The following is a 26,090-nucleotide window of genomic DNA, read 5'->3' on the forward strand; positions in this document are numbered from 1 at the left end:
GTTTGTTTACGCGGGGCGGCGCTTTCGGTTAACATCAATGCCCCTGATTTCAACAACAGAAAGCAAGCTCTTACTATGGCTCAAGTCGCGAAAAAAATTTTGGTAACCTGTGCACTTCCGTACGCCAACGGATCCATCCACCTCGGTCACATGCTCGAGCATATCCAGGCTGACGTCTGGGTTCGTTTCCAGCGAATGCGTGGCAATGAAGTGCACTTCATCTGTGCGGACGATGCGCACGGCACACCGATCATGCTGAAAGCACAGCAACTCGGTATCAAGCCGGAAGAGATGATTGCCGAAATGAGCCAGGAGCATCAGAAAGACTTCGCCGGCTTCGGCATCAGCTACGACAACTATCACTCCACGCACAGTGACGAAAACCGTGAACTGTCGGAGCTGATTTATGGTCGTCTGAAAGAAAACGGTTTCATCAAGAATCGCACCATTTCTCAGCTGTACGATCCGGAGAAAGGCATGTTCCTGCCTGACCGTTTCGTTAAAGGCACCTGCCCGAAATGTAAATCGCCAGACCAGTACGGCGATAACTGTGAAGTGTGTGGTGCAACCTACAGCCCGACCGAACTGATCGAGCCGAAATCTGTTGTCTCCGGCGCGACGCCTGTGCTGCGTGATTCCGAGCATTACTTCTTTGATTTGCCTGAATTCAGCGCGATGTTGCAGGCGTGGACCCGTTCCGGTGCGTTGCAGGAGCAGGTCGCGAACAAAATGCAGGAATGGTTTGAATCCGGCCTGCAACAGTGGGATATCTCCCGCGACGCGCCGTACTTCGGTTTCGAAATTCCTGATGCGCCGGGCAAATATTTCTACGTCTGGCTGGACGCGCCAATCGGCTACATGGGTTCATTCAAAAACCTGTGTGACCGCCGCAGCGACCTGAACTTCGACGAGTTCTGGAAGAAAGATTCCACCACCGAGTTGTATCACTTCATCGGTAAAGACATCGTCTATTTCCACAGCCTGTTCTGGCCGGCAATGCTGGAAGGCAGCAATTTCCGCAAGCCAACCAACCTGTTCGTTCACGGTTATGTAACGGTGAACGGCGCGAAGATGTCTAAATCACGCGGCACCTTCATCAAGGCCAGCACTTATCTGAACCATCTGGATGCAGACTGCCTGCGTTATTACTACACCGCGAAACTGTCTTCCCGTATCGACGATATCGACCTGAATCTGGAAGATTTCGTGCAGCGCGTTAACGCAGACATCGTGAACAAAGTGGTCAACCTGGCTTCACGTAACGCCGGTTTCCTCGCCAAACGTTTTGACGGCAAACTGGCGGATAAACTGGCGGATGAAGCGCTGTACAAAACCTTCACGGATGCCGCTGAAAGTATTGCGCAGGCGTATGACAGCCGCGAATCAGGCCGTGCAATCCGTGAAATCATGGCGCTGGCTGACCTGGCTAACCGTTATGTAGACGAACAGGCGCCGTGGGTTGTGGCAAAACAGGAAGGCCGCGACGCGGACCTGCAGGCGATTTGCTCAATGGGCATCAACCTGTTCCGCGTTCTGATGACATACCTGAAACCGGTTCTGCCTTCACTGTCTGAACGCACAGAAGCTTTCCTGAACACCACGCTTGAGTGGGATGCGATTGCACAACCGCTGCTTTCTCATCAAGTGAATCCGTTCAAGGCGCTGTTTAACCGTATCGAACTGGATAAAGTGACCGCCATGGTTGATGCATCGAAAGAAGACATTGCGGCAGCGAAAGCCCCTGCAACCGGCCCGCTGGCGGATGATCCGATTCAGGAAACCATCACCTTTGATGACTTCGCAAAAGTCGACATGCGTATCGCGCTGATCAAAAGCGCTGATTTCGTGGAAGGTTCCGACAAACTGCTGCGTCTGCAACTGGATCTGGGCGGCGAAACCCGTCAGATCTTCTCCGGTATCCGCTCTGCCTATCCGGATCCGAAAGCGCTGGAAGGCCGTCTGACCATAATGGTCGCAAACCTTGCGCCGCGTAAAATGCGCTTTGGCATTTCTGAAGGCATGGTGATGGCCGCAGGCCCTGGCGGAAAAGACATCTTCCTGCTCAGCCCGGATTCCGGCGCACAACCTGGCATGCAGGTGAAATAAGCCACTGCGTTTCTCAGTAAGCCCCTCCCCTCATCCCCGGGGGGAGGTTCAAGGAGTTCCTGCTATGTTTAACTTCGATTACTACAATCCCACCCGCGTTCTTTTTGGTACACAGCGTATTGCCGATATCGGCCAGTACATTCCGGCCAACGCCCGCGTCCTGATTACCTACGGCGGCGGCAGCGCAAAAAAATTCGGTACGATTGATGAAGCGCGCAAAGCTCTCGGTGACCGCGAAATTTTCGAATTTGGCGGCATTGAGGTTAACCCGCATTTCGAAACCCTGATGATTGCCGTTGAGCTGGTTAAAGAGAAAAAAATCGACTTCCTGCTGGCCGTTGGCGGCGGTTCTGTCGTGGATGCCACCAAATTTATCGCCGCCGCCGTCCTGTACGAGGGCGACGTCTGGAATATGTGGTCGAAACGCCTGCCGCTGGAAAAAGCCATGCCGCTCGGTTGCATCATGACGTTACCGGCGACCGGTTCGGAAATGAACCCGACAGCCGTGGTCACTAACGTCGCACTGGGCGCAAAAATGGGTTTCAGCGACGCGCATCTGTACCCGCAGTTTGCCGTGCTGGATCCGCGAAAAACCTACACGCTGCCGGTTAAACAAGTGTCCAACGGCGTGGTTGACGCCTTTGTGCATGTGATTGAGCAATACCTGACGTATCCGGTTTACGGCAAAGTGCAGGATCGTTTTGCCGAGGGCCTGCTGCTGACGCTTATCGAAGAAGGCCCGAAAGCGCTGACCGATCCGGAAAATTATGATGTGCGCTCAACCGTCACCTGGTCGGCAACGCTGGCACTGAATGGTCTGATTGGCGTCGGTGTGCCGCAGGACTGGGCAACGCACCGCATCGGCCACCAGCTGACCGCGCTCTATCATCTGGATCACGCTGAAACGCTGGCCGTTCTGCTGCCTTCGCTGCTTCAGGTACAACGTGAAACTAAACGCCTCAAACTGCTGCAATACGCAGAGCGCGTCTGGGGGCTGACCGACGGTGATGAAGAAACCCGTATCACCGCGGCCATCGATAAAACCCGCGATTTCTTTGATGATATGGGCGTGAAAACGCGCATCAGCGCTTACGGCGTGCCGGAAAAAGTCATTGAAGAAGTGCTGGAGAATCTGACCCGCTTCAACCTGCTGCCGATGGGCGAACACAAAGATATCGATCGGGTGGCTGCCCGCCGCATTCTCAGCCTGAGCTACTAAAAGCCGCTTCTGAAGAAATCGAAGGGGAAACGCGACACCGTTTCCCCTTTTTATAACGTCTCATTTATTTCGGCCAGTTCGGCCAGACGCTTCGTGGATACTCTTTATCGATATCCGATCTTGCCAGCCCGATATCTTTCAGTTGCTCCGGGCTCAGCGCATGCAGAAGTTTGCGGCTGACGCGGCGCTCATTCCAGGCATGTAAAACACTGAACACCCGTTTTACCCATCCGCCCTGCTTAACCGGCATCTTTACCGGTGCAACACTTTCGGCACTACGCACTGACTCACAAGCGGCAAACTGCCGTTCTTCAATGGTATTTTTCATTTTCTGCTCCTGTTAACGACCTGTGATCAGGATCTAACATCCGGCAAAAACATTACAGATTCAGTTATTTTGTATTTCAACCATACAGATCTGGATCCAATGACAGATTCAGCGTTAGATTAGACGCATCTGTACTGCTCTTATTGCGCAGACGTTGAGGGAATGAAAATGAACCGTTACGAAAATCTGGCGAATGTACTGAGCGAACGCATCGAACAGGGGCTGTACTCGGCGGGGACCCGCCTGCCGTCGGTGCGCGTCTTAAGCAGCGAGCACGGCGTCAGCGTCAGTACCGTTCAGCAGGCGTACCGCGTACTGGAAGAAAAACAGCTGGTGGAAGCACGTCCGAAATCCGGTTACTTCGTCAGGGAAGCCCGGTTGCAGGCGGCGCTGCCGAGCGGGTGTCGTCCGACGCAGCGCCCGGTGGAAATTTCCCAGTGGGATCAGGTTCTGGAGCTGATCACCTCGCCACACCTTCCCGGTTTTGTTCAGCTGGGGCGCGGTTCACCGGACGTCACCGCCGCCACGCTCAAACCGCTCAGCCGTCTGATGGGCCGCGCCGGACAACATCAGAACCTCAATGCCTTTCACTACGACAGCATTTACGGCTCCGAAGATCTGCGCGAACAGATTGCGCGCCTGATGATCGACAGCGGCAGCCATATGGATGCCAGCAATATATTGATCACCACCGGCTGTCACGAAGCGCTGTCTATCGCCATTCGTTCCGTTTGCGAACACGGCGATATTGTGGCGGTAGATTCCCCGAGTTTTCACGGCGCGATGCAAACCCTGAAAGGCTTTGGCATGAAAGCACTGGAAATTCCGACAGACCCGGTCACCGGCATCAGCCTGGAAGCACTGGAAATGGCGCTGGAACAGTGGCCCATCAAAGCTATCCAGCTCACACCAAACTGTAACAATCCCCTCGGCTACAACATGCCGGATGACCGCAAGAAAGCGCTGCTGAGGCTGGCGCAGCGTTACGATATCGCCATTATCGAGGACGATGTTTACGGCGAACTGGCCTATCAGTATCCGCGCCCGGCGACCATTACTTCGTTTGACGACGACGGCCGCGTATTGCTTTGCAGCTCATTTTCAAAAACGCTCGCGCCCGGTCTGCGCGTCGGCTGGATTGCACCGGGCCGATATCACGACCGCGCCCTGCACATGAAATACATCACCACCGGCGCGTCGGCCACGCTGCCGCAAATCGCCATCGCGGATTTCATCAAACAGGGCCATTACCTTCAGCACCTGCGCAGAATGCGTAATCAGTACCAGCGCAATCTGTGCACCATGACCGACTGGGTGATGAAATATTTTCCGTGTGGCACGCGGGTCAGCCGCCCTCAGGGTGGTTTCCTGCTGTGGATTGAGCTGGACGAACGCGTTGATACGCAGCGCCTGAACCGGCTGCTGGAAGAACATTTTGTGCAAATTGCGATCGGTTCGATATTTTCCGCTTCAGGGAAATACCGCAACTGTCTGCGTATTAACTATGCTCAGCCTCTGGCGGCCAAAACTGAACGCGCCGTTCAGCAGGTAGGGCAGATGGTTTCATACATGCTGGAAAGCTGCTAAACGCATCCCGGAGAACTCATCACTGTGCAGATAGAACCGTTACCACCGCTCAACACCCTGGTGGCCTTCGAATGTGTGGCGCGTTATTGCAGTTTTTCCCGGGCAGCCGACGAGCTGAACCTCACGCAAAGCGCCATCAGCCGCCAGATTATTCAGCTTGAGGAAATGCTCGGCTGCAAACTTTTCCAGCGGGCGCAGCGCAAAACCGCGCTCACACCGCGCGGTGAAACTTACGCGCATCAGGTAAGAAAACTGCTCGGCGATATCTCGCTTTCGACGGCCGAAGTCATGGGCTGGAACGGTTTACCGCAGGTGACGCTGGCCTGTACCAGCGCCATGAGCGGCCTGTGGCTGTCATCGCGCCTGTCTTCTTTACGCCAGCTGATGCCGGATCTGCAAATCCAGATGAAAATTTCCGACAGCTTTTCTGAACTGAAGTCATCAGAATTTGATCTGGCTATTTTCTATCTGCGCGAACCGCCGCCCGGCTATCACGTGCAGGCACTGTTTGATGAAGTCTGTTATCCGATGTGCTCGCCGGAATTGTTCAACCGTTTGCCCGCCCGTGCCAGCGCGGCGGATTTGCTGGAACAAACACTGCTGATTCAGGACGATCCGCAACGGGAATGGACCGGCTGGCGCGACTGGTTCGCCTCACAGGATGTCACTTTCGTCACCCCGCGCCGGACATGGCGCGCCAACAACTACCCGTTTCTGGTGCAGTCAGCGGTGCTGGGCGATGGCGTTCTTCTGGGCTGGGAAGGTCTGGTACAGGATTACATCAACAGCGGACAACTGGTCGCCGCGCATCCGGGTAAACTGGCTGCTGCCGGAAAATGCTACATGCTGACGCCACAAGACCGGTTCCTGAAACCGGTGGTGCATAAAGTAATTAACTGGCTGAAACAGCCTTAAAAAACTCCTCCCCCTTCGCACGGGGAGGAGAAAATAATAATAATCTTATATGTTATTTATATATCAGCGGGCGGGATTTTATTTTTCTCCAGAACTCTGCGTTTTCTTGCAGAATTCATCCCGATTAATGTAAACAACAGCCAGCATGACTGTGAAATACAGGATGCAAGATTAAAATCATGGCTTAACGAATACAGGCCAAACACACCGCCGATTATATTAAGATAGGCGTAACTGTTAGCATCAACCGCTAGCCTGCGCATCTGAACCAGCGCATAGGCAAGAAGGTAGCAAAATACCCCAATTAAACCGACAACCGTATGCATCTCCACCGGCCACTTCCCTTTCCTGTCATTGATAGCTCAGAAAAATAAAGCTTTTCAGGGTGTTCTGCCGCGCATTTTTCGCATACCCTCATGATAAATTCTCATGCAAGTTCCGCAGGGGGTTTTGATATAAATCATCAGGGCAATCCATTTCGCCCCTTTGAAACACCCGGAGTATTTCGCCTGCACCTATAAAATTCCAGCACGTACTATGGAGAAAATTAATGAAAGATAATAATTCCCCTTTGACGAAATTAATGCAGGATGCACAACTTAGCCGTCGCGGCTTTATTACCAGCGCTTCCGCTGTGGGTATTACCAGTGCCATGGGCTTCTCACCTTTCTCTGTTTTCGCCGCTGAACCGAAAAAGGGCGGCATATTAAAACTGGGTATGTCAGGCGGAAATACCAGTGATACGCTCGACCCGACGTTATTCAGCGACTGGGTGCCGCTCAACCAGGCATATATGCTGATGAATGGCCTGATTGAAATTGATGAAAATAACAAAGCCACGCCTGAACTGTTCTCTGCGTGGGAAGCCAAACCGGGCGCAGCCGAATGGGTGTTTACCGTCCGTGATGGCGTCACCTTCCACAACGGTAAAAAGCTGGACGCCGACGATATTCTTTACTCCATCAACCTGCACCGCGGCGACAAATCCAAAAGCGCCATCAAAACGCAGCTGGCACCGATTACCGGCCTGACCAAACAGGGCGACAACCAGATTCTGATTAATCTCGACAGCGGCAACGCCGACCTGCCGTACCTGCTGGCAGATTACCATCTGGTGGTCGTGCCCGCGGGCTTCACCGACTGGTCGCACCCGATTGGAACCGGCGGTTTTATCTTTGATCAGTACGAACCGGGTGTACGTTCGCTGTTCAAACGTAACCCGAATTACTGGAAGCCGGATCGCGCCTTTGTTGACGCCGTGGAAGTGCTGGTGATCAACGACCCGACCGCGCGCACCAACGCCCTGATTTCCGGTCAGGTTCACGCGATCAACCGCGTCGATTTCAAAACCGTCGATTTCCTTAAACGCAGCCCGGCCCTGAACATTATCCGTTCCTCCGGCGGCCAGCACTTTACATTCCTGATGGATTGCAGCGTCGCGCCGTATAACAACAACGATGTGCGCATGGCGATTAAACACGGCATCGACCGCCAGAAAATTCTTGATACCGTACTGCGCGGCTACGGCTCGCTGGGCAACGATCACCCGATCCCGAAAACCGACCGTTTCTTCAACCACAGCCTCGAGCAGCGTGTTTACGATCCGGACAAATCAAAGTTTTACCTGAAAAAAGCCGGATTAACCGACCTGAAAGTCGAGCTGTCTTCGTCTGACGCCGCCTTTGCCGGTGCGCTCGACGCCGCCGCATTGTTCCAGGGTCAGGCACAGAAAGGCGGCATTCAGGTCAACATCAAGCGCCAGCCTGCCGACAGCTACTGGGACGACGTGTGGATGAAGGCCCCGTTCAGCATGGGTTACTGGGGCGGACGCCCGACGGCTGACCAGATGTTTTCAACCGCGTACCAGTCCACCGCCAAATGGAACGACACGCACTGGAAAGATGAGAAGTTTGACGCCCTGCTGCTTCAGGCGCGTTCACTGCTCGATGAAGCCAAACGCGCTGAAATTTATGGCGAGCTGCAAAGCATCGTGCGCGACAACGGTGGTGCGATGATCCCGTTGTTTGGTGATTATCTCGATGCCGCCAGCAAAAAAGTCGGCGGGATCAAACCGCATCCGATGTTCAACTTCATGGGTGGTCGTCTGGCCGAGCGCGTCTGGCTGGAGGCATGATGAAAAAACGGATTTTACAGCGGGTCCTGTTGGGCATTATCACGCTGTGGCTGGTCTCTGTGCTGATTTTTATCGGCACAGAAATGCTGCCCGGCGACGTCGCTACCGCGATTTTAGGGCAAAGCGCGACGCCGGAAACCGTGGCGGCTCTGCGGCTGCAACTGGGTCTGGATGAACCGTCGGTGCTGCGCTATCTGCACTGGCTGGCAGGGATTCTGCACGGCGATTTAGGTCATTCACTGGCGAACGGTCGCGCCATCAGCGACGAACTTTTGCCGCGTCTGGCGAACACGCTGTTTCTGGCCGGATACGCCGCCGTGATCGCCATTCCGCTGGCGGTCGGTCTGGGTATCGCTTCCGCCATCTGGCGCGGTTCCGTGTTTGACCGGCTGGCAAATACCCTCACGCTCATCAGCATTTCCGTGCCGGAGTTTTTCGTCGGCTACATTCTGGTGATCGCCTTTGCTATCCGCCTGACGTGGTTCCCGAGTCTGGCGATGGTTGACAGTTCATCTTCGTTCGCCGACCGGCTTTATGTCTGCACCCTGCCGATGCTCACGCTGACGCTGGTCGTGCTGGCGCATATGTTGCGCATGACGCGTGCATCGGTGACGGCGGTGATGTCCAGCCCGTACATCGAAAGCGCGGTGCTCAAAGGCATTCCGCGCTGGCGTATTGTAGTCTCGCACGCGCTGCCCAACGCCCTCGCGCCCATCATCAACGTCGTGGCGTTCAATCTGGCGTATCTGGTGGTTGGCGTCATTCTGGTGGAAGTGGTGTTCGTCTATCCGGGCATTGGCCAGTACATGGTGGACGCCGTCACCAAGCGAGACCTGCCGGTCGTTCAGGCCTGCGGTCTGCTGTTTGGCGGCACCTACATTTTTCTTAATACCACCGCCGATTTACTGGCGATCTGGTGTAATCCACGCCTGCGCCATGCGCGCTAAAAGAGGGACAGCATGAACCGGTATTTCATTAACATCCCGCTGTCGGCCTGGATTGGCATTGTGATTATTGCGGTGAATCTCTTCGCCGCCATTTTCGCGCCGTGGCTTGCGCCTCACAGCGAAACCGAACAGGTTGGCGATATCTGGCTGCTGCCGTCTTCCGCCACGCCGTTTGGTACCGACAGCCTCGGGCGCGACATGCTTTCGCGCATTTTATTTGGCGCGCGCACGACAATTGCCATCGCCCTGACCATCACCTTCAGCTCATTTATCATCGGCATCGTCACCGGTTTCACCGCCGCGATTTACGGCAAATGGGTGGATACCGTGCTTTCGCGCATCGTCGATACCGTGATGTCGATTCCGGTGCTGATTTTCGCGCTGATCGTATTATCCGTAATGGGCACCTCGATTCCGGTTCTGGTGCTGACCATCGCCCTGCTCGACGCCACCCGCGTGTTCCGTCTGGCACGCCTGGTGGCGCAGGCGATTGTCTGTCAGGAATATGTCGAAGCGGCGCGTCTGCGCGGTGAAGGGTTGCGCTGGGTGCTGTTCAAAGAAATTCTGCCTAACGCCCTGCCGCCGCTGCTGGCAGAGTTTGGTATGCGCTTTTGCTTTACCTTCCTGTTTATTGCGGGTCTGAGCTTCTTAGGATTAGGCATTCAGCCGCCGTATGCTGACTGGGGAAGCATGGTGCGTGACAACGCGCAGGCGATTAACTTTGGTCAGCTTGCGCCGCTCTATCCGGCGGCGGCGATTGCGCTGCTGACGATTGGCGTCAATCTGGTGGTTGACTGGCTGCTGGCCCGTAACAGCCTGCCGCAGGGAGATGAAGCATGACACGCACGATTTTAGAAATGCGCGGCCTGCGCATTGAAACCCTCGACGGTTCGCCGCTGGTGCAGGATATTTCGCTGAAACTGGCGGCGGGCGAAGTGCTCGGCCTGATTGGTGAATCCGGCGCAGGCAAATCCACCATCGGGCTGGCGGCGCTGGGCTATGCACGTCAGGGCTGCCGGATTGCGGGCGGCGAGGTGATCCTCGACGGCACCAACATTGTTTCACAGCCTTCGCGCGTTAAACGCGAGTGGCGCGGCAAACGCGTGGCCTATGTCGCGCAAAGCGCCGCCGCCTCGTTTAACCCGGCGCTGACCATCGAAAAACAGGTATGCGAAGGCCCGATCCGCCACGGTTTGATGAACAAAGAAGAAAGCCGCCAGTGGGCGATTTCCCTGTTCCGCTCACTGGATTTGCCGGATCCGGAAAACATCGGCAAGCGTTATCCGCATCAGCTTTCCGGCGGACAGCTTCAGCGCGCAATGGCCGCGATGGCGATGTCCTGTAAACCGGATTTGCTGATCATGGATGAACCGACCACGGCGCTGGACGTCACCACGCAAATTGAAGTGCTGGTGATGCTGCGCAAACTGGTGCGTGAGTTCAACACCGCCGCGCTGTATATCACGCACGATCTGGCCGTTGTCGCGCAGCTCGCCGACCGCATTATGGTGCTGCGTCACGGCAAGGAAGTGGAAACCGGCAGCACGCAAACCATTCTGGAAAACCCGCAGCAGGATTACACCCGCAGGCTGGTCGCGGAGCGTGAACACGCGCTGGCGCCACTGACCGGCGGCCATGAATCGTCCGGCCAGCCGCTGCTGACCATGAAGAAACTCAGCACCGGTTATAACGGCAAACGCGTGGTGCATGATGTCAGTCTGCAACTCCCTCGCGGCAAAACGCTGGCGATTATCGGTGAATCCGGCAGCGGAAAAAGTACGCTGGCGCGGGCGCTGGTGGGTCTGCTACCGGACACCGAAGGCTCGGTGGACTTCGACGGCACGGCGCTTTCGCATAATTACCAGAAGCGCAACAAAGAAACCCTGCGCCGGATGCAGATGATTTATCAGCTTCCCGACGTGGCGCTCAACCCACGCCAGACGCTGCTGGATATCATTGGCCGCCCGCTGAGTTTCTATTTCGGGATGAACAAAAAGCAGGTTCGCGAGCGCGTGGAAGAGTTACTGCGCCTGACGGAGCTGCCGGTAAAGCTGATCGACCGTCGTCCCGGCGAGCTTTCCGGCGGGCAGAAACAGCGCGTCTGTATAGCCCGTGCGCTGGCTGCGCAGCCGGAACTGATTATCTGTGACGAAGCCACCTCCGCGCTCGATCCGCTGGTCGCTGAGGAAGTGCTGAATCTGCTGCGCCGCTTACAGGAACAGCTCGGGCTGTCTTACCTGTTTATCACCCACGACCTGGGCACCGTGAAACGTATCGCCCATCAGGTCGCGGTGATGTATCAGGGCCAGGTGGTCGCCAGTGGCGATACCGGCGTGGTATTCAGCGCGCCTATGCACAGCTACACCGAAAAACTGCTGACGTCCGTACCGGAAATGCGCACCCGCTGGCTGGACGACGTTCTCGCCCTGCGCAACGTTCCGCTTCCGGCTACAGCCATTCCTTCGACAGGAGTCTTATGAATACCAAACGCATCGTGACCGAATTCCCCCACGCCGTCACCGTGACTGAACATTTGTGGATACCGCTGAGCGACGGCACACGCCTCGCCGCGCGATTATGGCTACCGGATGATGCGGTAAACCAGCCGGTTCCGGCGATCCTCGAATACATTCCTTACCGCAAGCGCGACGGTACCCGCACCCGCGATGAACCGATGCACGGATTCTTTGCCGGCAACGGTTACGCGGTAGTGCGTGTGGACATGCGCGGCAGCGGCGAATCCGACGGATTGCTGGCCGACGAATACCTGTTGCAGGAACAGGACGACGCGCTCGAAGTCATCGAATGGATCACGCAGCAAAACTGGTGCAGCGGCAACGTCGGCATGATGGGCAAATCCTGGGGCGGATTTAACGGATTGCAGGTCGCCGCCCGTCGTCCTGCGGCGCTGAAAGCCATCATCACCGTATGCTCAACCGACGACCGCTACCGCGATGACATCCACTACAAAGGCGGCTGCCTGCTTAACGATAACCTCTGGTGGGGCGGCATTATGCTGGCGTACCAGAGCCGTCCGTCCGATCCGGCGCTGGTCGGTGAAAGCTGGTACAAAGACTGGCTGAACCGTCTGGAAAACATGCCCTTCTTCCCGGCGTTGTGGATGGAGCATCCGCTGCGCGACGAATACTGGCAGCACGGCTCAGTGTGCGAAGACTGGTCAGCCATTGAATGTCCGGTGCTGGCGATTGGCGGCTGGGCGGATGCCTACAGCAATGCCGTTTTCCGCCTGATGGACAATTTACAGGTTCCGCGCCGCGCCATTCTCGGCCCGTGGGCGCATATTTATCCGCAGGACGGCACACCGGAACCGGCGATCGGTTTCCTGCAGGAAGCGGTTCACTGGTGGGATCACTGGCTGAAGGGCGAACAAAACGGCGCGATGGAAGGTCCGATGATTCAGACATGGTTGCAGGACAGCCAGCCGCCTTCGGCGATGCGTCCGGTCAGCAAAGGCGAATGGGTGGGATTTGATCGCGGCACCGCCAGCAATATTAATTACATGCCCCGCTGGCTTTCGCGCGGCCAGCTGAATACTCAGCCGGATGCCGGCGCGGGCGTCATCAATATCTGTTCGCCTCAGAATCACGGGCTGATGGCCGGGGAATGGATGGGCGCTGGCGTGCCCGGTGAAATGCCGCCGGATCAGCGCGTTGACGACGGCATGGCGGAAATCTTTGACGGCGAACCGCTGGCCGAACCGCTGTCCATCTTCGGCTTTCCGGAATTCACGGTGGAGCTGAGCAGTGATAAACCGGCGGCGATGCTTTACGTGCGCCTTTCCGACGTTTCACCGGAAGGTGCGGTAAACCGCGTCACACACGGCTGGCTGAATCTGGCGCATCTGCATGGCCACGATAAATCTGTACCGCTCGTACCGGGGCAAAAAGTCAAAGTACCGGTACAGCTGGATGGCATCGCTCACCGCTTTGCCGCCGGACATCGCCTGCGGCTCTCGCTGGCAACCACTTTCTGGCCGATGATCTGGCCGATGGCCGAAGCCGCGACGCTGACGGTCGATTTGCACAGCGCGCAGCTCAGTCTGCCGGTTTGCGAACAGCCGGTACCGGTTGATGGCCCGATCGCCGAACCACAAAGCGCCCCGCTTACCCCGCAGACCGTACTGTCACCGGGACGCGTTGATCGCAACATCACTTATGATTTCCTTACCGACAGCTGGACCAGCGTGACTCACGGCGTGGGTGGCGTATTCGGTGAAGGCGTTTACCGTTTCGATGATATCGATACGACCGTCGATCACGGTCTACGCCGCGAGCTGACGGTCAGTAACAGTGACCCGCTTTCCGCGCGCTATCTGCTGACGCAAACCATGAAAATGGGGCGAGAAGGCTGGTGGATGGAGGCGGAAATTACGCTCGAGCTGCGTAGTGATCTGACCCACTTTGTCGTCAGCGGCGACATGGTGGTGAGTCTGAACGGCGAAGAAGAATTCACGAAATACTGGCACGAGAGAATTGCGCGGTAACGATTAGGGTTGGTAATTCCAGGTCAAGGTCAAAACCGTGGGTTGCCACCCACACCGGCCTTAAGGAGCGCCTTTCGCCGCGCCCCTTAAGAATCCCGGGCTCTTTAAATGCGCGCTACCGCTGGGACGATGGACATGTTCCGTTGCTGCGGCATGTGGCGCGAAATCTTGCCGCTGCGCGGTTCCTTCCCCGATGATTCGAGCCACAGGTCTCGAATCATCGGTCAGCAAAATTTCTGAGCGCGCCAGTAAGATTTCTCAAAATCCGATCAGTGCGAGATTTGGGGGATTATCGCCGTAATGTCCTGACTCTCCAGCACCCGCCCGTCCTGCGCACGTATTTCGAGTTTGCGCAGCGGCTGGCGGTTTTTGTTATCAACCAGCAGCGTGCAGGCTTCGCCTTCTTCAAACAGGTATTCACTTCCCCACTGCCCCAGCGCGACCAGCACCGGTTGCAGCGCCAGCCCTTTTTCTGTCAGCACATAATCCTGATACGCCGAGCCATCCGCCGCCGGTTCAACTTTCAAAATACCTTCCGCCACCAGCGCTTTCAGTCTCGTGCTGAGAATGTTTTTAGCCGCGCCTAGACTGCGCTGGAATTCACTGAAACGCGAAATTCCACGCATGGCATCACGGACAATCAGCAGCGTCCACCAGTCACCAATTAAATCCAGCGCACGGCCTGCCGGACATGGCGTATTTTCCAGACGGGTTCGTTTCATGGCACTTCCTGCTCAATGCGGTTTAAATAATCTGGTTGCATTATAAAACCACTGGTGCTAAAAATCATCTGGTTTCATAATTAAACCACTTATTCAAACCCGAGGTTCTACTATGTCAGATTCTATTCGCTCCAAATCTGTTGCTTTGATCACAGGGGCATCCACCGGTATTGGCGCAACCTATGCCGATCGCCTGGCAAAGCGTGGTTATGATTTAATTCTGGTTGCCCGTGACGTTGAACGTCTTAATGCGCTGTCCGATCGCCTGCAACAAGAGTCGGGCGTAAATATCACCGTGCTGCCTGCTGACCTGACCCGCAGCGAAGATCTCGCCCGTGTCGAAGACTTCATCCGCGCCACGCCGCAGATTTCCCTGCTGATCAATAACGCCGGGGCTTCACTGAAAGCCGGTTTTGAGAACAGTGACGCCGGGGCTATCGAGAATCTGATCACCCTGAATGTCACCTCAGTGGCACGTCTTTCCCGTGTCGCTTTCGACGGTCTGATTAAACATAAAGACGGCGCCATTATTAATATCGCTTCTGTGATGGCGCTGACGCCGGAGCTGCAATCGGCGGTGTATTCCGCGACTAAGGCTTTTGTGCTGACTTTCAGCCAGACGCTGCAATTTGAAATGGCAGAACGCGGCCTGTACGTTCAGGCCGTGTTACCGGCCGCAACGCGTACCGAAATCTGGGCGCGTTCGGGCAAAAATATCGATGAAGTACCGGGAGTCATGGAAGTCGGTGAACTGGTAGATGCCGCGCTGCTGGGCTTTGACCGCAAAGAAAAAGTCACTATTCCGCCGTTGCAGGACGAAAAACAGTGGGACGATTTTGACGCCCTGCGTTCGGCGATGGTGCCGAACTTCCTGCAATCTCACGCCGCGCCGCGTTACAAAGCCTGACAGTGAGACATTGACCAGTAACATAAATTTACTGGTCAATGTTGATTTGCTTTGCAAATATGTTAATTCGCCAACTTTGTGAAGTGAATACGATGACTGAATATGTAATTGCTACACCTGAAGTTTCCTCTCTTGCCGTCGAAGGCCAGAGCGCCCGTTTTCCGATACGCCGTGTGTACTGCGTCGGACGTAACTATTCCGAGCACGCCCGCGAAATGGGGCATGATCCGGATCGTGAACCGCCATTTTTCTTTGGTAAGCCGGCTGATGCGGTTATTCCTGCCAGCGGTAACGTGCCGTATCCGACACTGACCGAAGATCTGCATTACGAAGTGGAACTGGTGGTAGCGATCGCCGAGGGCGGTAAAAACATCGCCGCCGGAGACGCGCTTTCGCATGTCTGGGGTTATACCGTCGGCGTGGATTTAACCCGTCGCGACATCCAGGCGCAGGCCAAAAAGCAGGGGCGTCCGTGGGATTTCGCCAAAGGCTTTGATGATTCCGCACCCGCGAATCCGCTGCTGCCGGTCAGTCAGACCGGTCATCCTGCCGCCGGTAAAATCTGGCTGGATGTGAACGGCGAAAAACGTCAGCGCGGCGATTTAAGTGATCAGATCTGGCAGGTGGCGGATGTGATCAGTTATCTGTCACAGGCCGTTGAGCTTAAGCCCGGTGACCTGATTTACACCGGTACGCCTGCGGGCGTCGGCCCGGTTGTGCGCGGTGATGTGATCACCGGCGGGATCGAAGGGCTGAGCGAATTCAGCTTTACTATCGTTTAAGCGTCTATCCCTGCTGCGACGCCTGATTTCAGGCGTCCTTTTCTCCCGCCTTTCTTTCAGCCTCTTCCGTAACGAGCGGGATCAGCTTCTCAAATGCACAAGCGCTGGACGGATCAAACAGTGACAGCGTTTCTATCTGGCTGAGCAAAATCACCTTTCTGAAATTCAGTGCATTCACCGGCTGGGAAACAGGCGTCACGCCGTGTTCCTGATAATACCGGGCATAGTTGTGCTCAACGCGCAGCTCCAGTGTGTCTTTGTCGCGGTAGCCGCTGACCATCGGGATCACCACGACGTTATCTGATGATGAGGTTTCACAGCGCGCCGTGTGCACCATCCCGATATACACACGCCGTGACTGGAGCGTGATAAACACCATATCGCCCTGCTCCATGCACTGGTACAAAAGGCCTTCGACGCCGTTGGCCCGGGTGAGCTGTTTGTACAGTTGCTTGCGTCCGGCGGTATTGAGCCGCAAGCCCGGCGACCAGGTGGTGCGCACCAGGCAAAGCATCACCGAAATGCCGAGCATGATGACAACCGGCGCCTGAATCCCTAAGAAACTCCAGTTGATAAAATCGCGGTGGTAATGAACGTTTTGATGCGCATAAACCGTGGCCGGAATGGCGTTCACGATTTCTGAAATGCCCCACAGCGCCATATACCCCAGCGCAATCATCAGCACGCCTTGCAGGACAAAAATGCAGCCGTAGAGCGCCACCAGAAAATAGACATCCCAGCCAAATGTCCGTTTGAGTTTGAAACGTGATGAGATGTCGCGGGTGGTGTACCAGTAACCGCAGACCATTAACACCATGAAAACCGCCGTCGCCATTACAGCACACCCATGCGTTTGACGTGCCGGGCGAAATCTTCCTGCATGTCCTGATTCGCCGGATTGACCGAGGCAGTACCGTTTTCATCAATCAAAATACGCTCCCCCTCCTCCAGCGTATTCTCAATATCCTTCGCACTGAACAGCCCCAGAAATTGCTCGGGGCTGGAAAAAATTTGAAGCAGATTCTTTAGCATAGGTTTCTCTCACAGCAAAAGAACAAGCCTAGTCAACGAAGGGCAATGCGGTGAAAAATCAGGAGAGTTTAGGAATGTTTACTTTCTGAAGGCAAAAAAAAGGCCGCCCCGCAGGACGACCTTCTTTCACGGCAAACATTCTGCCCGGTTTACTTCGTTTCCACGCTTTCGTGATGCGCTTCTTCGTGCGCTGCCTGTTCGGCATGCACTTCCGCCGCGCGCTTACGCAAGCCAATCCAGCCCAGAACCAGCAGAATGATCAGCACCGGAATAGTGGAAACCGTGAAGGTTCCGTTCGGGTAATCAAACGCCATCAGAATCAGTACGCCCGCCAGGAAGGCCAGCGTCAGCCATGAAGTAAACGGCGCCCACGGCATTTTGAAGGAGACGTCTTTCGCCCGACCTTCTTTGATGGCGGTACGCAGTTTCATCTGACACACGATGATGAATGCCCATGAGCTGAGGATGCCCAGTGACGCAACGTTCAGGACAATCTCAAAGACCTGCGAAGGCACGTAATAGTTGAGGATGACGCCTATTACGTAAATACCGACGGTCACCAGAATGCCCGCGTAAGGCACCTGCTGCGCGCTCATCTTCGACATGAATTTCGGCGCAGAGCCGCCCATCGACAGCGAACGCAGAATACGACCGGTGGAATACAGGCCAGAGTTCAGGCTCGACAGCGCGGCGGTCAGCACCACGATATTCATGATTGTCCCGATGTACGGCACGCCGAGCTTGCTGAAGAAGGTCACAAACGGACTCTGGCCCGCCTGATACGCATTCCACGGCAGCAGCAGAACCAGCAGCACGACGGAGCCGACGTAGAACAAAGCAATACGCCAGATCACGCTGTTGATGGCTTTCGGCAGCACTTTTTCAGGATTTTTCGTTTCGCCCGCTGCGGTACCGACCAGTTCGATCGCCGCAAAGGCGAAGACCACGCCCTGCACTAAAACCAGCGCCGGTAACAGGCCGTGCGGGAAGATACCGCCGTTGTCGGTGATCAGGTGCAGACCGGTGGTATTGCCGTCGAGCTGTTTGCCTGTGCCAAGGAACACCACGCCGACCACCAGGAAGATTGCGATAGCCGCGACTTTGATCAGCGCAAACCAGAATTCCATTTCAGCGAACCACTTCACGCCGATCATATTCATGGTCGCCACAATCGCCAGCGCACCGAGGGCAAACATCCACTGCGGGACATCACCGAAGGTTCCCCAGTAGTGCATGTACAGAGCCACTGCGGTGATATCGACAATGCCGGTCATCGCCCAGTTCAGGAAGTACATCCAGCCCGCCACATAGGAGGCCTTTTCGCCCAGAAACTCACGGGCATAAGAGACGAAACTGCCGCTGGTCGGACGGTGTAAAACCAGTTCACCCAGCGCACGCAGAATAAAGAACGAGAAAATACCACATACCGCATACACGATAGCCAGCGCCGGGCCTGCCATCTGTAAACGCGCACCCGCACCAAGGAATAAACCGGTACCGATAGAACCCCCAATAGCAATCATCTGAACCTGACGATTGCCCATGCTCTTGTGGTAACCGCTTTCGTGCGAATCCAGCCAGCGCCGTTTTGCGGCGTGTTTTGCCTCTGCCGATTTCTTATGAGACTTCATTATGACTTGTTCTCCAAAATAACCTTCACCTGACGCCGGTGCAGCAAGCAAACGATTGCAAGCCACGACGTTTACGTGGTTAACCCACTGTAGTTTTTTTAGCCGGAACTGTTTTTGATGCAATAACGGCGAAGGATGCTACCTGTTCTCATTAACCGAGGCAAAAAAAACCGTACTTAAAAATTGTGATAAGACATATTTCGCGGCGTGAATTGCGCATGCAACGACAGTTTTATGCATGATCTTGTGGTTTGCTCTCTTTGCGCACCCGCTCAATATTGATCGACAGGTACATGATTTCTTCCGTCGTCAGCCCGCGCTGGTACTGCGCCGTCAGGTATTCCCCGATCTTTTCTGCACACTGCCACGCCTGCGGGTAATTCTCTTTTACCGCCACATGCAGCGTCATATCGTCATCGGCGACCACGGTCCGGTTCAGCATCCGCTGGGCGAAGAATTTCAGGTGGGTAACGAACCGCTGATAACTCAGCGACTCTTCGTCATATTCCAGACGCAGCTGGTATTTCACCAGATTGAGGATTTCCTGCATCACGCGGGTAATGCGCGCCACTTCCGGCATTTCGCCGTTCAGCTGCGCGTTGACCAGATGCAGGGCAATAAAACCGGCTTCATCCACCGGCAACCGCACGCCCAGACGGGCATCAATAATGTCCAGCGCTTCCACGCCCAGCGCATACTCTTTGGGATACAGACGTCGCGTTTCCCACAGCAACGCATTGCTGATGGGCACACCTTTTTTCTGCCGTTCAATGGCAAAGTTGCAGTGATCGGTCAGCGCGATATACAGATTTTCCTGCAACTTTCCCAGCCGGGTTCGTGCCAGCGAAATGATCTGGTCGCAGGTCGTCATCACTTCCATCGGAATATGCGAGAGCAGTTCCGTCAGATGCGCGACCAGTTCGTCGTTTTGTAAGGCGAAGATTTTCTCGATTTTACTGTCATCAAGTTCATCTCCCGTTTTTTTCATAAACGCCAGACCACGGCCCATGACGACCTGTTCCCGCTGCTGATCGTTGACGACAACCACCACGTTATTATTTAAAATTTTGGCGATTTTCATTGTGATTCCCTGAAAAGAAAAACCCGATCGTCAGTGAAGAAGATCAGGTTTTGTCTGCCACAGCATTGCGTATCTGCCTGATAATTCTAGCAGGTTAGATTAGCCACTCAATGCACATTACTGAAAAAGCGTGATAACGATCCCGGCTCTCCGGCCATGCCCGCACTCAGAAAGTGACAATGGCTTTCAGCCCTGTCACCCAGGCGTCCTGCGTTTCTTTCACGCCACCCGGACGGTACCAGTATTGCAAATCAGGTTGCAGGATAAGCCATGAACGCACTTTGATCTGATAGTACAAATCGGCATTAACCGAATGCCCGGACAGCGGCGTGTACAACGGATTGCCGTAATCATCCACCTGATAAATGGCGTTCAGGTTTTCCTGATTTTGCCGGTAGTGGTCGCTCATTTTAATGTACGTCATACCAAAACCCAGCCAGTCGTCAGGGCGCGCATCGAACAGACCGCGATAACGCATGGACGCCGCCTGCGTGTAATGCATGGCGTTGCTGCGCGGGTCGGCCAGACCGAGACTGTATGACACGCTCATGCCGCGGTTCGGATCATCGCCACGCTGCGTCACCTGCTGGTTGAAACCGGTGTACATAAACCAGGTGCTGCTGTGGGAACGATAACCTTCCGGGTCGCTGGCGCCGACGCTTTGCGTTTTCCCCTCAGAAAGATCCTTCTGCGGCGAGTTGGTGTACAGCAGTCCGAAGTTATAAATGCCCGGCAAACCGTTGACCTTGGTTTTCAGTTCGGCTTCCATCGGCAGCAAAATCCCGCGAGCGCCTTTCAGCGAACCGCTCCAGGCGTATTTTCTATCTGACGCGTCCGGGTTTTGTTCCATGATGCCGGTTTTCAGCGTCAGGCTGTCCGTCAGTTTGTACTGGAATGTGGTGCCCCAGTAATGTTTGTTCCAGTTGTACCAGGTCATCGAGTTAGCAGATTTGCCGCCGCACTGACTGAGCAACTGGAAATCGCACGGGATAATCTGATCGAAATCCTGATTCTTGTTCATCATGCCGATGCGCCAGTGCAGTTTGCGGTCATCAAAACTGCGGCTAAAGGTCAGCCAGCCCAGACGCGTAATCGACTGCCCTCCCCAGCTTTCCTGCGCGATATCGTTAAAACCCACACGCGGATCTTGCGTACGTTCGGACGTCAGGTTGTCATCATGGTTACGGTTAACAATGTTCCCTTCAATCGCCGCATCCGGAATGCCGGTGTACATTTCCAGATCCTGCGTAAACGTCAGCGAGAACTGGTCGATGTACGCCAGTTTTTTATCGTGGTTATAACCGCCGCCCGCGTTGTAGGAAGATTCGCTCAGGTAACCGAGCTGATAATGGAAACCGTGGTCTTCAAGAATGGGCCGGATCCCCAGCATGTCGCCGAGCATCCCTTCGCCGGGTGCCTCAAAACCGAGCACGGTTCCGTTCCAGTCGCTGGCGGCCAGTGCCGGTTGGATCCCTGCGCCCGCCAGACAAACGGCCAGCGCGAAATATTTATGATATGAACGAACTGCGGGTCGCATTTTATACCCGGAATCATTATGTGCAGGTAATACAGAAATCTGAGAAAATTTCATCATTACATTCCCTTCGAATTATTGATTATCTTTTTATTGTTATTCGAATTCCTTCCCGCAGGCACAGATTGCCCTGCGGGTGAAATTTCGCATTATTAATTGAGGTTCGGTATGAAGTGGCCTGCTCATTCAGGCCACCGGATTACGGTTTGTTTATTTACGCTTTTAAAGAAGCACCGTGAGTTTTAATCACGTCGGCATACCAGAAGAAGCTTTTCTTGCGGCGGCGTTCCAGCGTGCCATTGCCCTGGTCGTCGCGGTCAACATAGATATAGCCGTAGCGTTTGGAGAATTCGGCTTTCGATGCGCTGACCAGGTCGATAGGCCCCCAGCTGGTGTAGCCCATGACTTCCACACCGTCTTCAATGGCTTCGCGCACCTGCACCAGATGGTCATTGATATACTCAATGCGGTAATCATCATTAATGCTGCCGTCCGCTTCGACTTTATCGCGGGCACCCAGACCATTCTCAACAATAAATAACGGCTTCTGGTAGCGGTCATATAATTCATTCATTAAGAACCGCAAACCTTCCGGATCAATCTGCCAGCCCCATTCGGAACTTTTCAGATGCGGATTCGGCACCATATTTAATATATTGGCACGTGCTTTAATATTTTGTTCTGCATCCGTGGTTACACAACCGGTCATGTAATAACTGAAGGAAATAAAGTCGACCGTTTCTTTCAGCGCTATTTTGTCTTCAGCAGTAATGTTAATTTCCATACCGCGATCTTTAAAGAAACGTTTCATATACGCCGGATACGCGCCACGTACCTGAACGTCACCAAAGAATAACCAGTCGCGGTTTTGTTGCAGCGTTTCCATCATATCAGCCGGTTTGCAGGTCAGCGGATAGAGCATTCCGCCCAGCAGCATGTTACCGATTTTGCCGTCAGGAATGATTTCATGACAGGCTTTCACTGCTTTGGCACTCGCCACCAGCTGATGATGAATGGCCTGATAAATCGCCTGTTTGCTGCTGCCTTCCGGCAATCCGACACCGGTAAACGGCGCGTGCAGCGACATGTTGATTTCGTTGAACGTCAGCCAGTGTTTCACTTTATCTTTGTAACGCGTGAACACGGTGCGGGCGTAATTCTCGAAGAAACCGATGGTATCCCGGCTGCCCCAGCCGCCGTGTTTTTTCACGATGCCGTACGGCATTTCGTAATGGGAAAGCGTCACCAGCGGCGTGATGCCGTATTTTGCCATTTCATCAAACAGGCGGTCGTAGAATGCCAGACCGGCTTCGTTCGGGTGCAGTTCGTCGCCTTCCGGGAAAATACGTGTCCAGGCAATAGAAGTTCGCAGCACGGTGAATCCCATTTCGGCGAACAGTTTCATGTCTTCCGGATAACGATGGTAAAAATCAATCGCCACATCTTTGATGCCAAAATCGCCTTCCACGCGCTCCTGCACCGGGCCGAAAACGCCCTGCGGTTGCAGGTCAGAGGTGGACAATCCTTTACCGTCGGTCAGGTACGCGCCTTCAACCTGATTAGCTGCGACTGCGCCGCCCCATAAGAATTCCTTCGGGAATTGCTTGCTCATGTGAATCTCCTGGTTCTGACTGTTATCGTAAAAGGGTAAGTAATAAAGCTTGTTCGCCGACGTCCTGACCCGTGCTGGCCGGAATGACGTCGAGATAATCGTCGCTGTTGGTGATAAGCACAGGCGTAGTCAGGTCGTAACCGGCATCGGCAATGCCCTGGGTGTCGAACTCCAGCAGCAAATCGCCCTGCTTCACGACGGTGTCTGCTGCCACGTGCGGCGTGAAGAATTTGCCATCAAGCTTCACGGTATCGATACCGACGTGGATCAGGATTTCCGCGCCGTCTTCTGATTCAATTCCGATAGCGTGATGGGTTTTGAACAGGGAAACCACGGTGCCGTTGACCGGCGAAACGACACGGCCCGCGGACGGAATAATCGCTACGCCTTTACCCAGCAAACCGCTGGCAAATGTCGGATCTTTCACATCTTCAAGCGCCACGCAGATACCTGCAATCGGGCTGGCCACCAGGGTTTTGCCACGCGGCGACTGGACGGAAGCCGGCGAGACACTATCGGCCGTTTCACCCGCTTTCGCTTCTTCATTCATCCCGAAGAAGAACGTTGCCAGAGCGGCAAACGCGAGGGCAAAAACGGTGCCGGCGATCGCGGCGGTAACCGTCTGGTCAAAACCCGTCGGTGGAATGATCTGCGTGAAAGTGAAGATGTTAGCGAAGCCGAACGAGTACGCGGTAGTCTGGAAATAACCGAGGATTGCCGCGCCCAGCGCGCCGCCGACGCAGCCGAAAATAAACGGACGGCGGCGTGGCAGGTTAATGCCGTAAACCGCCGGTTCTGTGATACCGAAAATCCCGGCGCTGACCGCTGAACCCGCCAGTGCTTTGGTACGCGCGTCTTTAGCACGCAACATCACGCCGATTACAGCGCCAACCTGCCCCATCACGGCCGGTAATAGCAGCGGCAGCATGGTGTCGTGGCCCAGAATGCTGAAGTTGTTGATCATCAGCGGCACCAGCCCCCAGTGCAGACCGAAGATCACACAGACTTGCCACAGGCCACCCATAAAGGCCCCCGCGATGGCCGGGCTGATGTGATAGATAAACTGATAGCCGTTAGCAAGTTGCTGGCTGGCCCAGGTCGCGACCGGCCCGATGAGGAGGAAGGTCAGCGGGACAATTACCATCAGGCAGATAAGCGGCGTAATGAAATTGCGCAGGGAACCCGGCAGTAGTTTCATCAGACGTTTTTCCATCCAGCTGGAGGCCCACGCGGCAAGGATCACCGGAATAACCGATGAGGCGTAGTTGATGAAAACCAGCGGTATGCCAAAGAAATGTTCAGACGGTACACCCGGCTGCTGAGCGTTAAATGCCGCCGTCATCAGCGGATGCACCATCGCGCCGCCAATCATCATCGTTACAAACGGATTGCCGCCGAATTTTTTCCCGGCGGTATAGCCGATCACCAGCGGGAAGAAGTAAAACATGGCGTCGCTGGCGGCGAACCAGACTTTATACGTGCCGCTTTCCGGATTCAGCCAGCCGCAGGCCAGCGCCAGTGACAGAAACCCTTTCAGGATCCCTGACGCGGCCATGATGCCGATAAACGGGGTGAAAATACCGGAAATGACGTCAATGGCGCGGGCGAACAGATTGCCTTTATCCTGCCCCTCTTCTTCATCGCCGCTTTCCGAAAGTGCGCTGCCGCGCACTAAAGCGTCATAGACCGCGCCGACGTGGTTGCCGATCACGACCTGAAACTGGCCACCGCTTTCCACCACCATAATGACGCCGGGGTTCTTTTTTAATCCTTCGGCATCCGCTTTACTGATGTTTTTAAGCTTGAACCGTAAACGGGTGGCGCAATGCACCACGCTGTTCACGTTTTCCTTTCCGCCCACTCCGCGGAGAATTTCGTCGGCTAATGTTTTGTATTCCATGGTGTTATCTCATCAGAGTAATGGCGTCGTGCACGACATTGCCGTTGTATTTCAAAGGGGCGGCCGGCCCCTGAATTCAGGCCAAAAAAAAACCTAAACGTCCGGTCTCTTCGCGGCATGCGAAGAAACGAGAAGTTTAGGTTTTGCCTGTCAGACAGTAACAATCCTGCTTTCTGCAACGGATTCTCGGGCGAATCGTTGACAGAAACAAGTCGTAATATCAGCCGTGTGACGAAACTGTGATCGGCTTCAGACTTTGTGCTGAAGGAGGCTCGTCCCTGAGCATCTCCGGCAAACTAGCGCAGACCGGCGATGGTGAATCCGCCGTCTACCAGCAGATTTTGCCCGGTGACAAACCGCGCTTCGTCGCTGCACAGCCACGCAACAACGTCGCCCACGTCGTCGGATTCGCCAACGCGCCCTGCCGGTGTCAGCTGAACAAACGGCCTGAGCATCTCTTCATTCGCGCCCATCCGTCGTGCCATCGGCGTATCGATAATGCCTGGATTCACGTTGTTGATACGGATTTTATGCGCGCCGGTTTCCAGCGCAATGGCGCGGATCATGGCATCCAGACCGCCCTTGCTGGCGGAATAAGCCGCAGACCCGAAACTCGCACCGTGCGCCAGCCACGAGGACGTATTCACAATCGCGCCGCCGTGACCTGCGGCCACCATCGCCTCCAGTTCATATTTCACGGACAGCCAGACGCCTTTCAGATTGATGGCGATCACGCGGTCGAATTCGGCTTCCGTCATTTCGCTGACCGGCGCAAAACCTTCGACACCGGCATTATTAAACGCCGCGTCCAGACGCCCGAAATGCGCCAGCGTTTCCGCAATCATATGTTGAACCTGCGCGCTGTCTGAAACGTCTGCCGGCACCGCCAGCGCGTCGCCGCCCTGTTCATGGATCAGCGCAACGGTTTGCAAAAGTTCCGCCTCACGACGCCCGGCGACCACCACTTTTGCGCCGTCGCGTGATAAAGCCAGCGCCGCGGCACGGCCAATTCCGCTTCCTCCGCCAGTGACCAGCGCCACGCGGTTATGCAGACGAAGGGGCTGAATATGAAGATGTGATCCCTGAAGATGTAATTGTTGTGACATAGAAACCTCTGAGAAATGTGTTGACCAGAACCTGACTATAAGA

General features: G+C 55.0%; 22 protein-coding genes. 11 read left to right on the top strand and 11 right to left on the bottom strand.

Translation table 11 applies throughout. From position 1 onward, the window contains the following. Positions 1-75: 75 nt before the first annotated feature. Entirely contained in the window at positions 76-2,106 is a 2,031-nt protein-coding gene (metG, locus tag M2403_RS01135; RefSeq protein ID WP_208950267.1) for a methionine--tRNA ligase, read from the top strand. 64 nt (positions 2,107-2,170) lie between these two features. After that, on the top strand, positions 2,171-3,325 hold the full coding sequence (locus M2403_RS01140; RefSeq protein WP_152325828.1) for an iron-containing alcohol dehydrogenase: 1,155 nt from the start codon (positions 2,171-2,173) through the stop codon (positions 3,323-3,325). Positions 3,326-3,389: 64 nt separating this feature from the next. Here the strand turns inward: M2403_RS01140 and M2403_RS01145 are convergent, their stop codons facing one another. Next, entirely contained in the window at positions 3,390-3,653 is a 264-nt protein-coding gene (locus M2403_RS01145; protein ID WP_259228331.1) for a DUF1127 domain-containing protein, read from the bottom strand. A gap of 168 nt (positions 3,654-3,821) precedes the next feature. Between M2403_RS01145 and M2403_RS01150 the strand changes: the two genes are divergently transcribed. Together M2403_RS01150 and M2403_RS01155 are read left to right on the top strand one after the other, a co-directional pair. Further along, positions 3,822-5,240, top strand: a complete 1,419-nt coding sequence (locus tag M2403_RS01150) for a PLP-dependent aminotransferase family protein (protein WP_259228333.1) — start codon at positions 3,822-3,824, stop codon at positions 5,238-5,240. 24 nt (positions 5,241-5,264) lie between these two features. After that, complete coding sequence (locus M2403_RS01155) at positions 5,265-6,155, top strand: LysR substrate-binding domain-containing protein (protein ID WP_165057007.1); 891 nt, start codon at positions 5,265-5,267, stop codon at positions 6,153-6,155. A 56-nt stretch (positions 6,156-6,211) separates the two neighbouring features. On the opposite strand, the gene M2403_RS01160 is transcribed toward M2403_RS01155, so the two are convergent. Next, on the bottom strand, positions 6,212-6,487 hold the full coding sequence (locus M2403_RS01160; protein ID WP_152325824.1) for a cyclic nucleotide-binding protein: 276 nt from the start codon (positions 6,485-6,487) through the stop codon (positions 6,212-6,214). Between the two features lie 218 nt (positions 6,488-6,705). On the opposite strand from M2403_RS01160, the gene M2403_RS01165 reads away from it, so the two are divergent. Genes M2403_RS01165 through M2403_RS01185 form a run of 5 tightly spaced genes read left to right on the top strand, consistent with a single transcriptional unit; the run spans position 6,706 to position 13,740 of the window. Further along, a complete protein-coding gene (locus tag M2403_RS01165) occupies positions 6,706-8,289 on the top strand; it encodes an ABC transporter substrate-binding protein (protein WP_259228338.1) in 1,584 nt (527 codons plus the stop codon). Next, complete coding sequence (locus tag M2403_RS01170; RefSeq protein ID WP_152326341.1) at positions 8,289-9,236, top strand: ABC transporter permease; 948 nt, start codon at positions 8,289-8,291, stop codon at positions 9,234-9,236. The genes M2403_RS01165 and M2403_RS01170 overlap by 1 nt, the downstream gene beginning before the upstream one ends. A gap of 12 nt (positions 9,237-9,248) precedes the next feature. Then, entirely contained in the window at positions 9,249-10,076 is an 828-nt protein-coding gene (locus M2403_RS01175) for an ABC transporter permease (RefSeq protein ID WP_259228345.1), read from the top strand. Then, entirely contained in the window at positions 10,073-11,716 is a 1,644-nt protein-coding gene (locus tag M2403_RS01180; RefSeq protein WP_152325821.1) for an ABC transporter ATP-binding protein, read from the top strand. Before M2403_RS01175 ends, M2403_RS01180 begins: the two co-directional genes overlap by 4 nt. Next, positions 11,713-13,740: a CocE/NonD family hydrolase gene (locus M2403_RS01185; protein WP_259228348.1), complete on the top strand. Its 2,028-nt coding sequence runs from the start codon at positions 11,713-11,715 to the stop codon at positions 13,738-13,740. The genes M2403_RS01180 and M2403_RS01185 overlap by 4 nt, the downstream gene beginning before the upstream one ends. A gap of 269 nt (positions 13,741-14,009) precedes the next feature. Here M2403_RS01185 and M2403_RS01190 read toward each other — a convergent pair whose 3' ends face one another. Next, on the bottom strand, positions 14,010-14,462 hold the full coding sequence (locus M2403_RS01190) for a helix-turn-helix domain-containing protein (RefSeq protein ID WP_259228350.1): 453 nt from the start codon (positions 14,460-14,462) through the stop codon (positions 14,010-14,012). 112 nt (positions 14,463-14,574) lie between these two features. Here M2403_RS01190 and M2403_RS01195 point away from each other — a divergent pair, with 112 nt between their 5' ends. Both M2403_RS01195 and M2403_RS01200 read left to right on the top strand, forming a co-directional pair. Continuing rightward, the gene (locus tag M2403_RS01195) at positions 14,575-15,369 is read left to right on the top strand and encodes an SDR family oxidoreductase (RefSeq protein WP_152325818.1); all 795 of its coding nucleotides are present in this window, start codon (positions 14,575-14,577) and stop codon (positions 15,367-15,369) included. A 92-nt stretch (positions 15,370-15,461) separates the two neighbouring features. Then, positions 15,462-16,151, top strand: a complete 690-nt coding sequence (locus M2403_RS01200; protein ID WP_165056997.1) for a fumarylacetoacetate hydrolase family protein — start codon at positions 15,462-15,464, stop codon at positions 16,149-16,151. A gap of 28 nt (positions 16,152-16,179) precedes the next feature. Here M2403_RS01200 and M2403_RS01205 read toward each other — a convergent pair whose 3' ends face one another. The 8 genes from M2403_RS01205 to M2403_RS01240 form a co-directional block, all read right to left on the bottom strand. After that, entirely contained in the window at positions 16,180-16,986 is an 807-nt protein-coding gene (locus M2403_RS01205; RefSeq protein ID WP_152325816.1) for a hypothetical protein, read from the bottom strand. Next, positions 16,986-17,183, bottom strand: coding sequence for a hypothetical protein (locus tag M2403_RS01210; protein WP_152325815.1), 198 nt, complete (start codon positions 17,181-17,183; stop codon positions 16,986-16,988). Before M2403_RS01210 ends, M2403_RS01205 begins: the two co-directional genes overlap by 1 nt. A 149-nt stretch (positions 17,184-17,332) precedes the next feature. Continuing rightward, positions 17,333-18,814, bottom strand: coding sequence for an L-asparagine permease (gene ansP / locus M2403_RS01215; RefSeq protein WP_152325814.1), 1,482 nt, complete (start codon positions 18,812-18,814; stop codon positions 17,333-17,335). Between the two features lie 232 nt (positions 18,815-19,046). Continuing rightward, positions 19,047-19,895 carry a transcriptional antiterminator BglG gene (gene bglG / locus M2403_RS01220; RefSeq protein WP_152325813.1) on the bottom strand — a complete coding sequence of 283 codons (849 nt, stop codon included), beginning with the start codon at positions 19,893-19,895 and terminating at the stop codon, positions 19,047-19,049. Positions 19,896-20,061: 166 nt separating this feature from the next. Continuing rightward, positions 20,062-21,432 carry a carbohydrate porin gene (locus M2403_RS01225; protein ID WP_165058659.1) on the bottom strand — a complete coding sequence of 457 codons (1,371 nt, stop codon included), beginning with the start codon at positions 21,430-21,432 and terminating at the stop codon, positions 20,062-20,064. A 211-nt stretch (positions 21,433-21,643) separates the two neighbouring features. Next, positions 21,644-23,041: a glycoside hydrolase family 1 protein gene (locus M2403_RS01230; RefSeq protein ID WP_152325812.1), complete on the bottom strand. Its 1,398-nt coding sequence runs from the start codon at positions 23,039-23,041 to the stop codon at positions 21,644-21,646. Between the two features lie 22 nt (positions 23,042-23,063). Further along, positions 23,064-24,941, bottom strand: coding sequence for a PTS beta-glucoside transporter subunit IIABC (gene bglF / locus M2403_RS01235; RefSeq protein WP_259228355.1), 1,878 nt, complete (start codon positions 24,939-24,941; stop codon positions 23,064-23,066). Between the two features lie 296 nt (positions 24,942-25,237). Then, positions 25,238-26,047, bottom strand: coding sequence for an SDR family NAD(P)-dependent oxidoreductase (locus M2403_RS01240; protein WP_217152655.1), 810 nt, complete (start codon positions 26,045-26,047; stop codon positions 25,238-25,240). Positions 26,048-26,090: the final 43 nt, after the last annotated feature.

The organism is Rahnella sp. BIGb0603 (assembly GCF_024808755.1).
In the GTDB taxonomy this organism is placed as follows: domain Bacteria; phylum Pseudomonadota; class Gammaproteobacteria; order Enterobacterales; family Enterobacteriaceae; genus Rahnella; species Rahnella contaminans.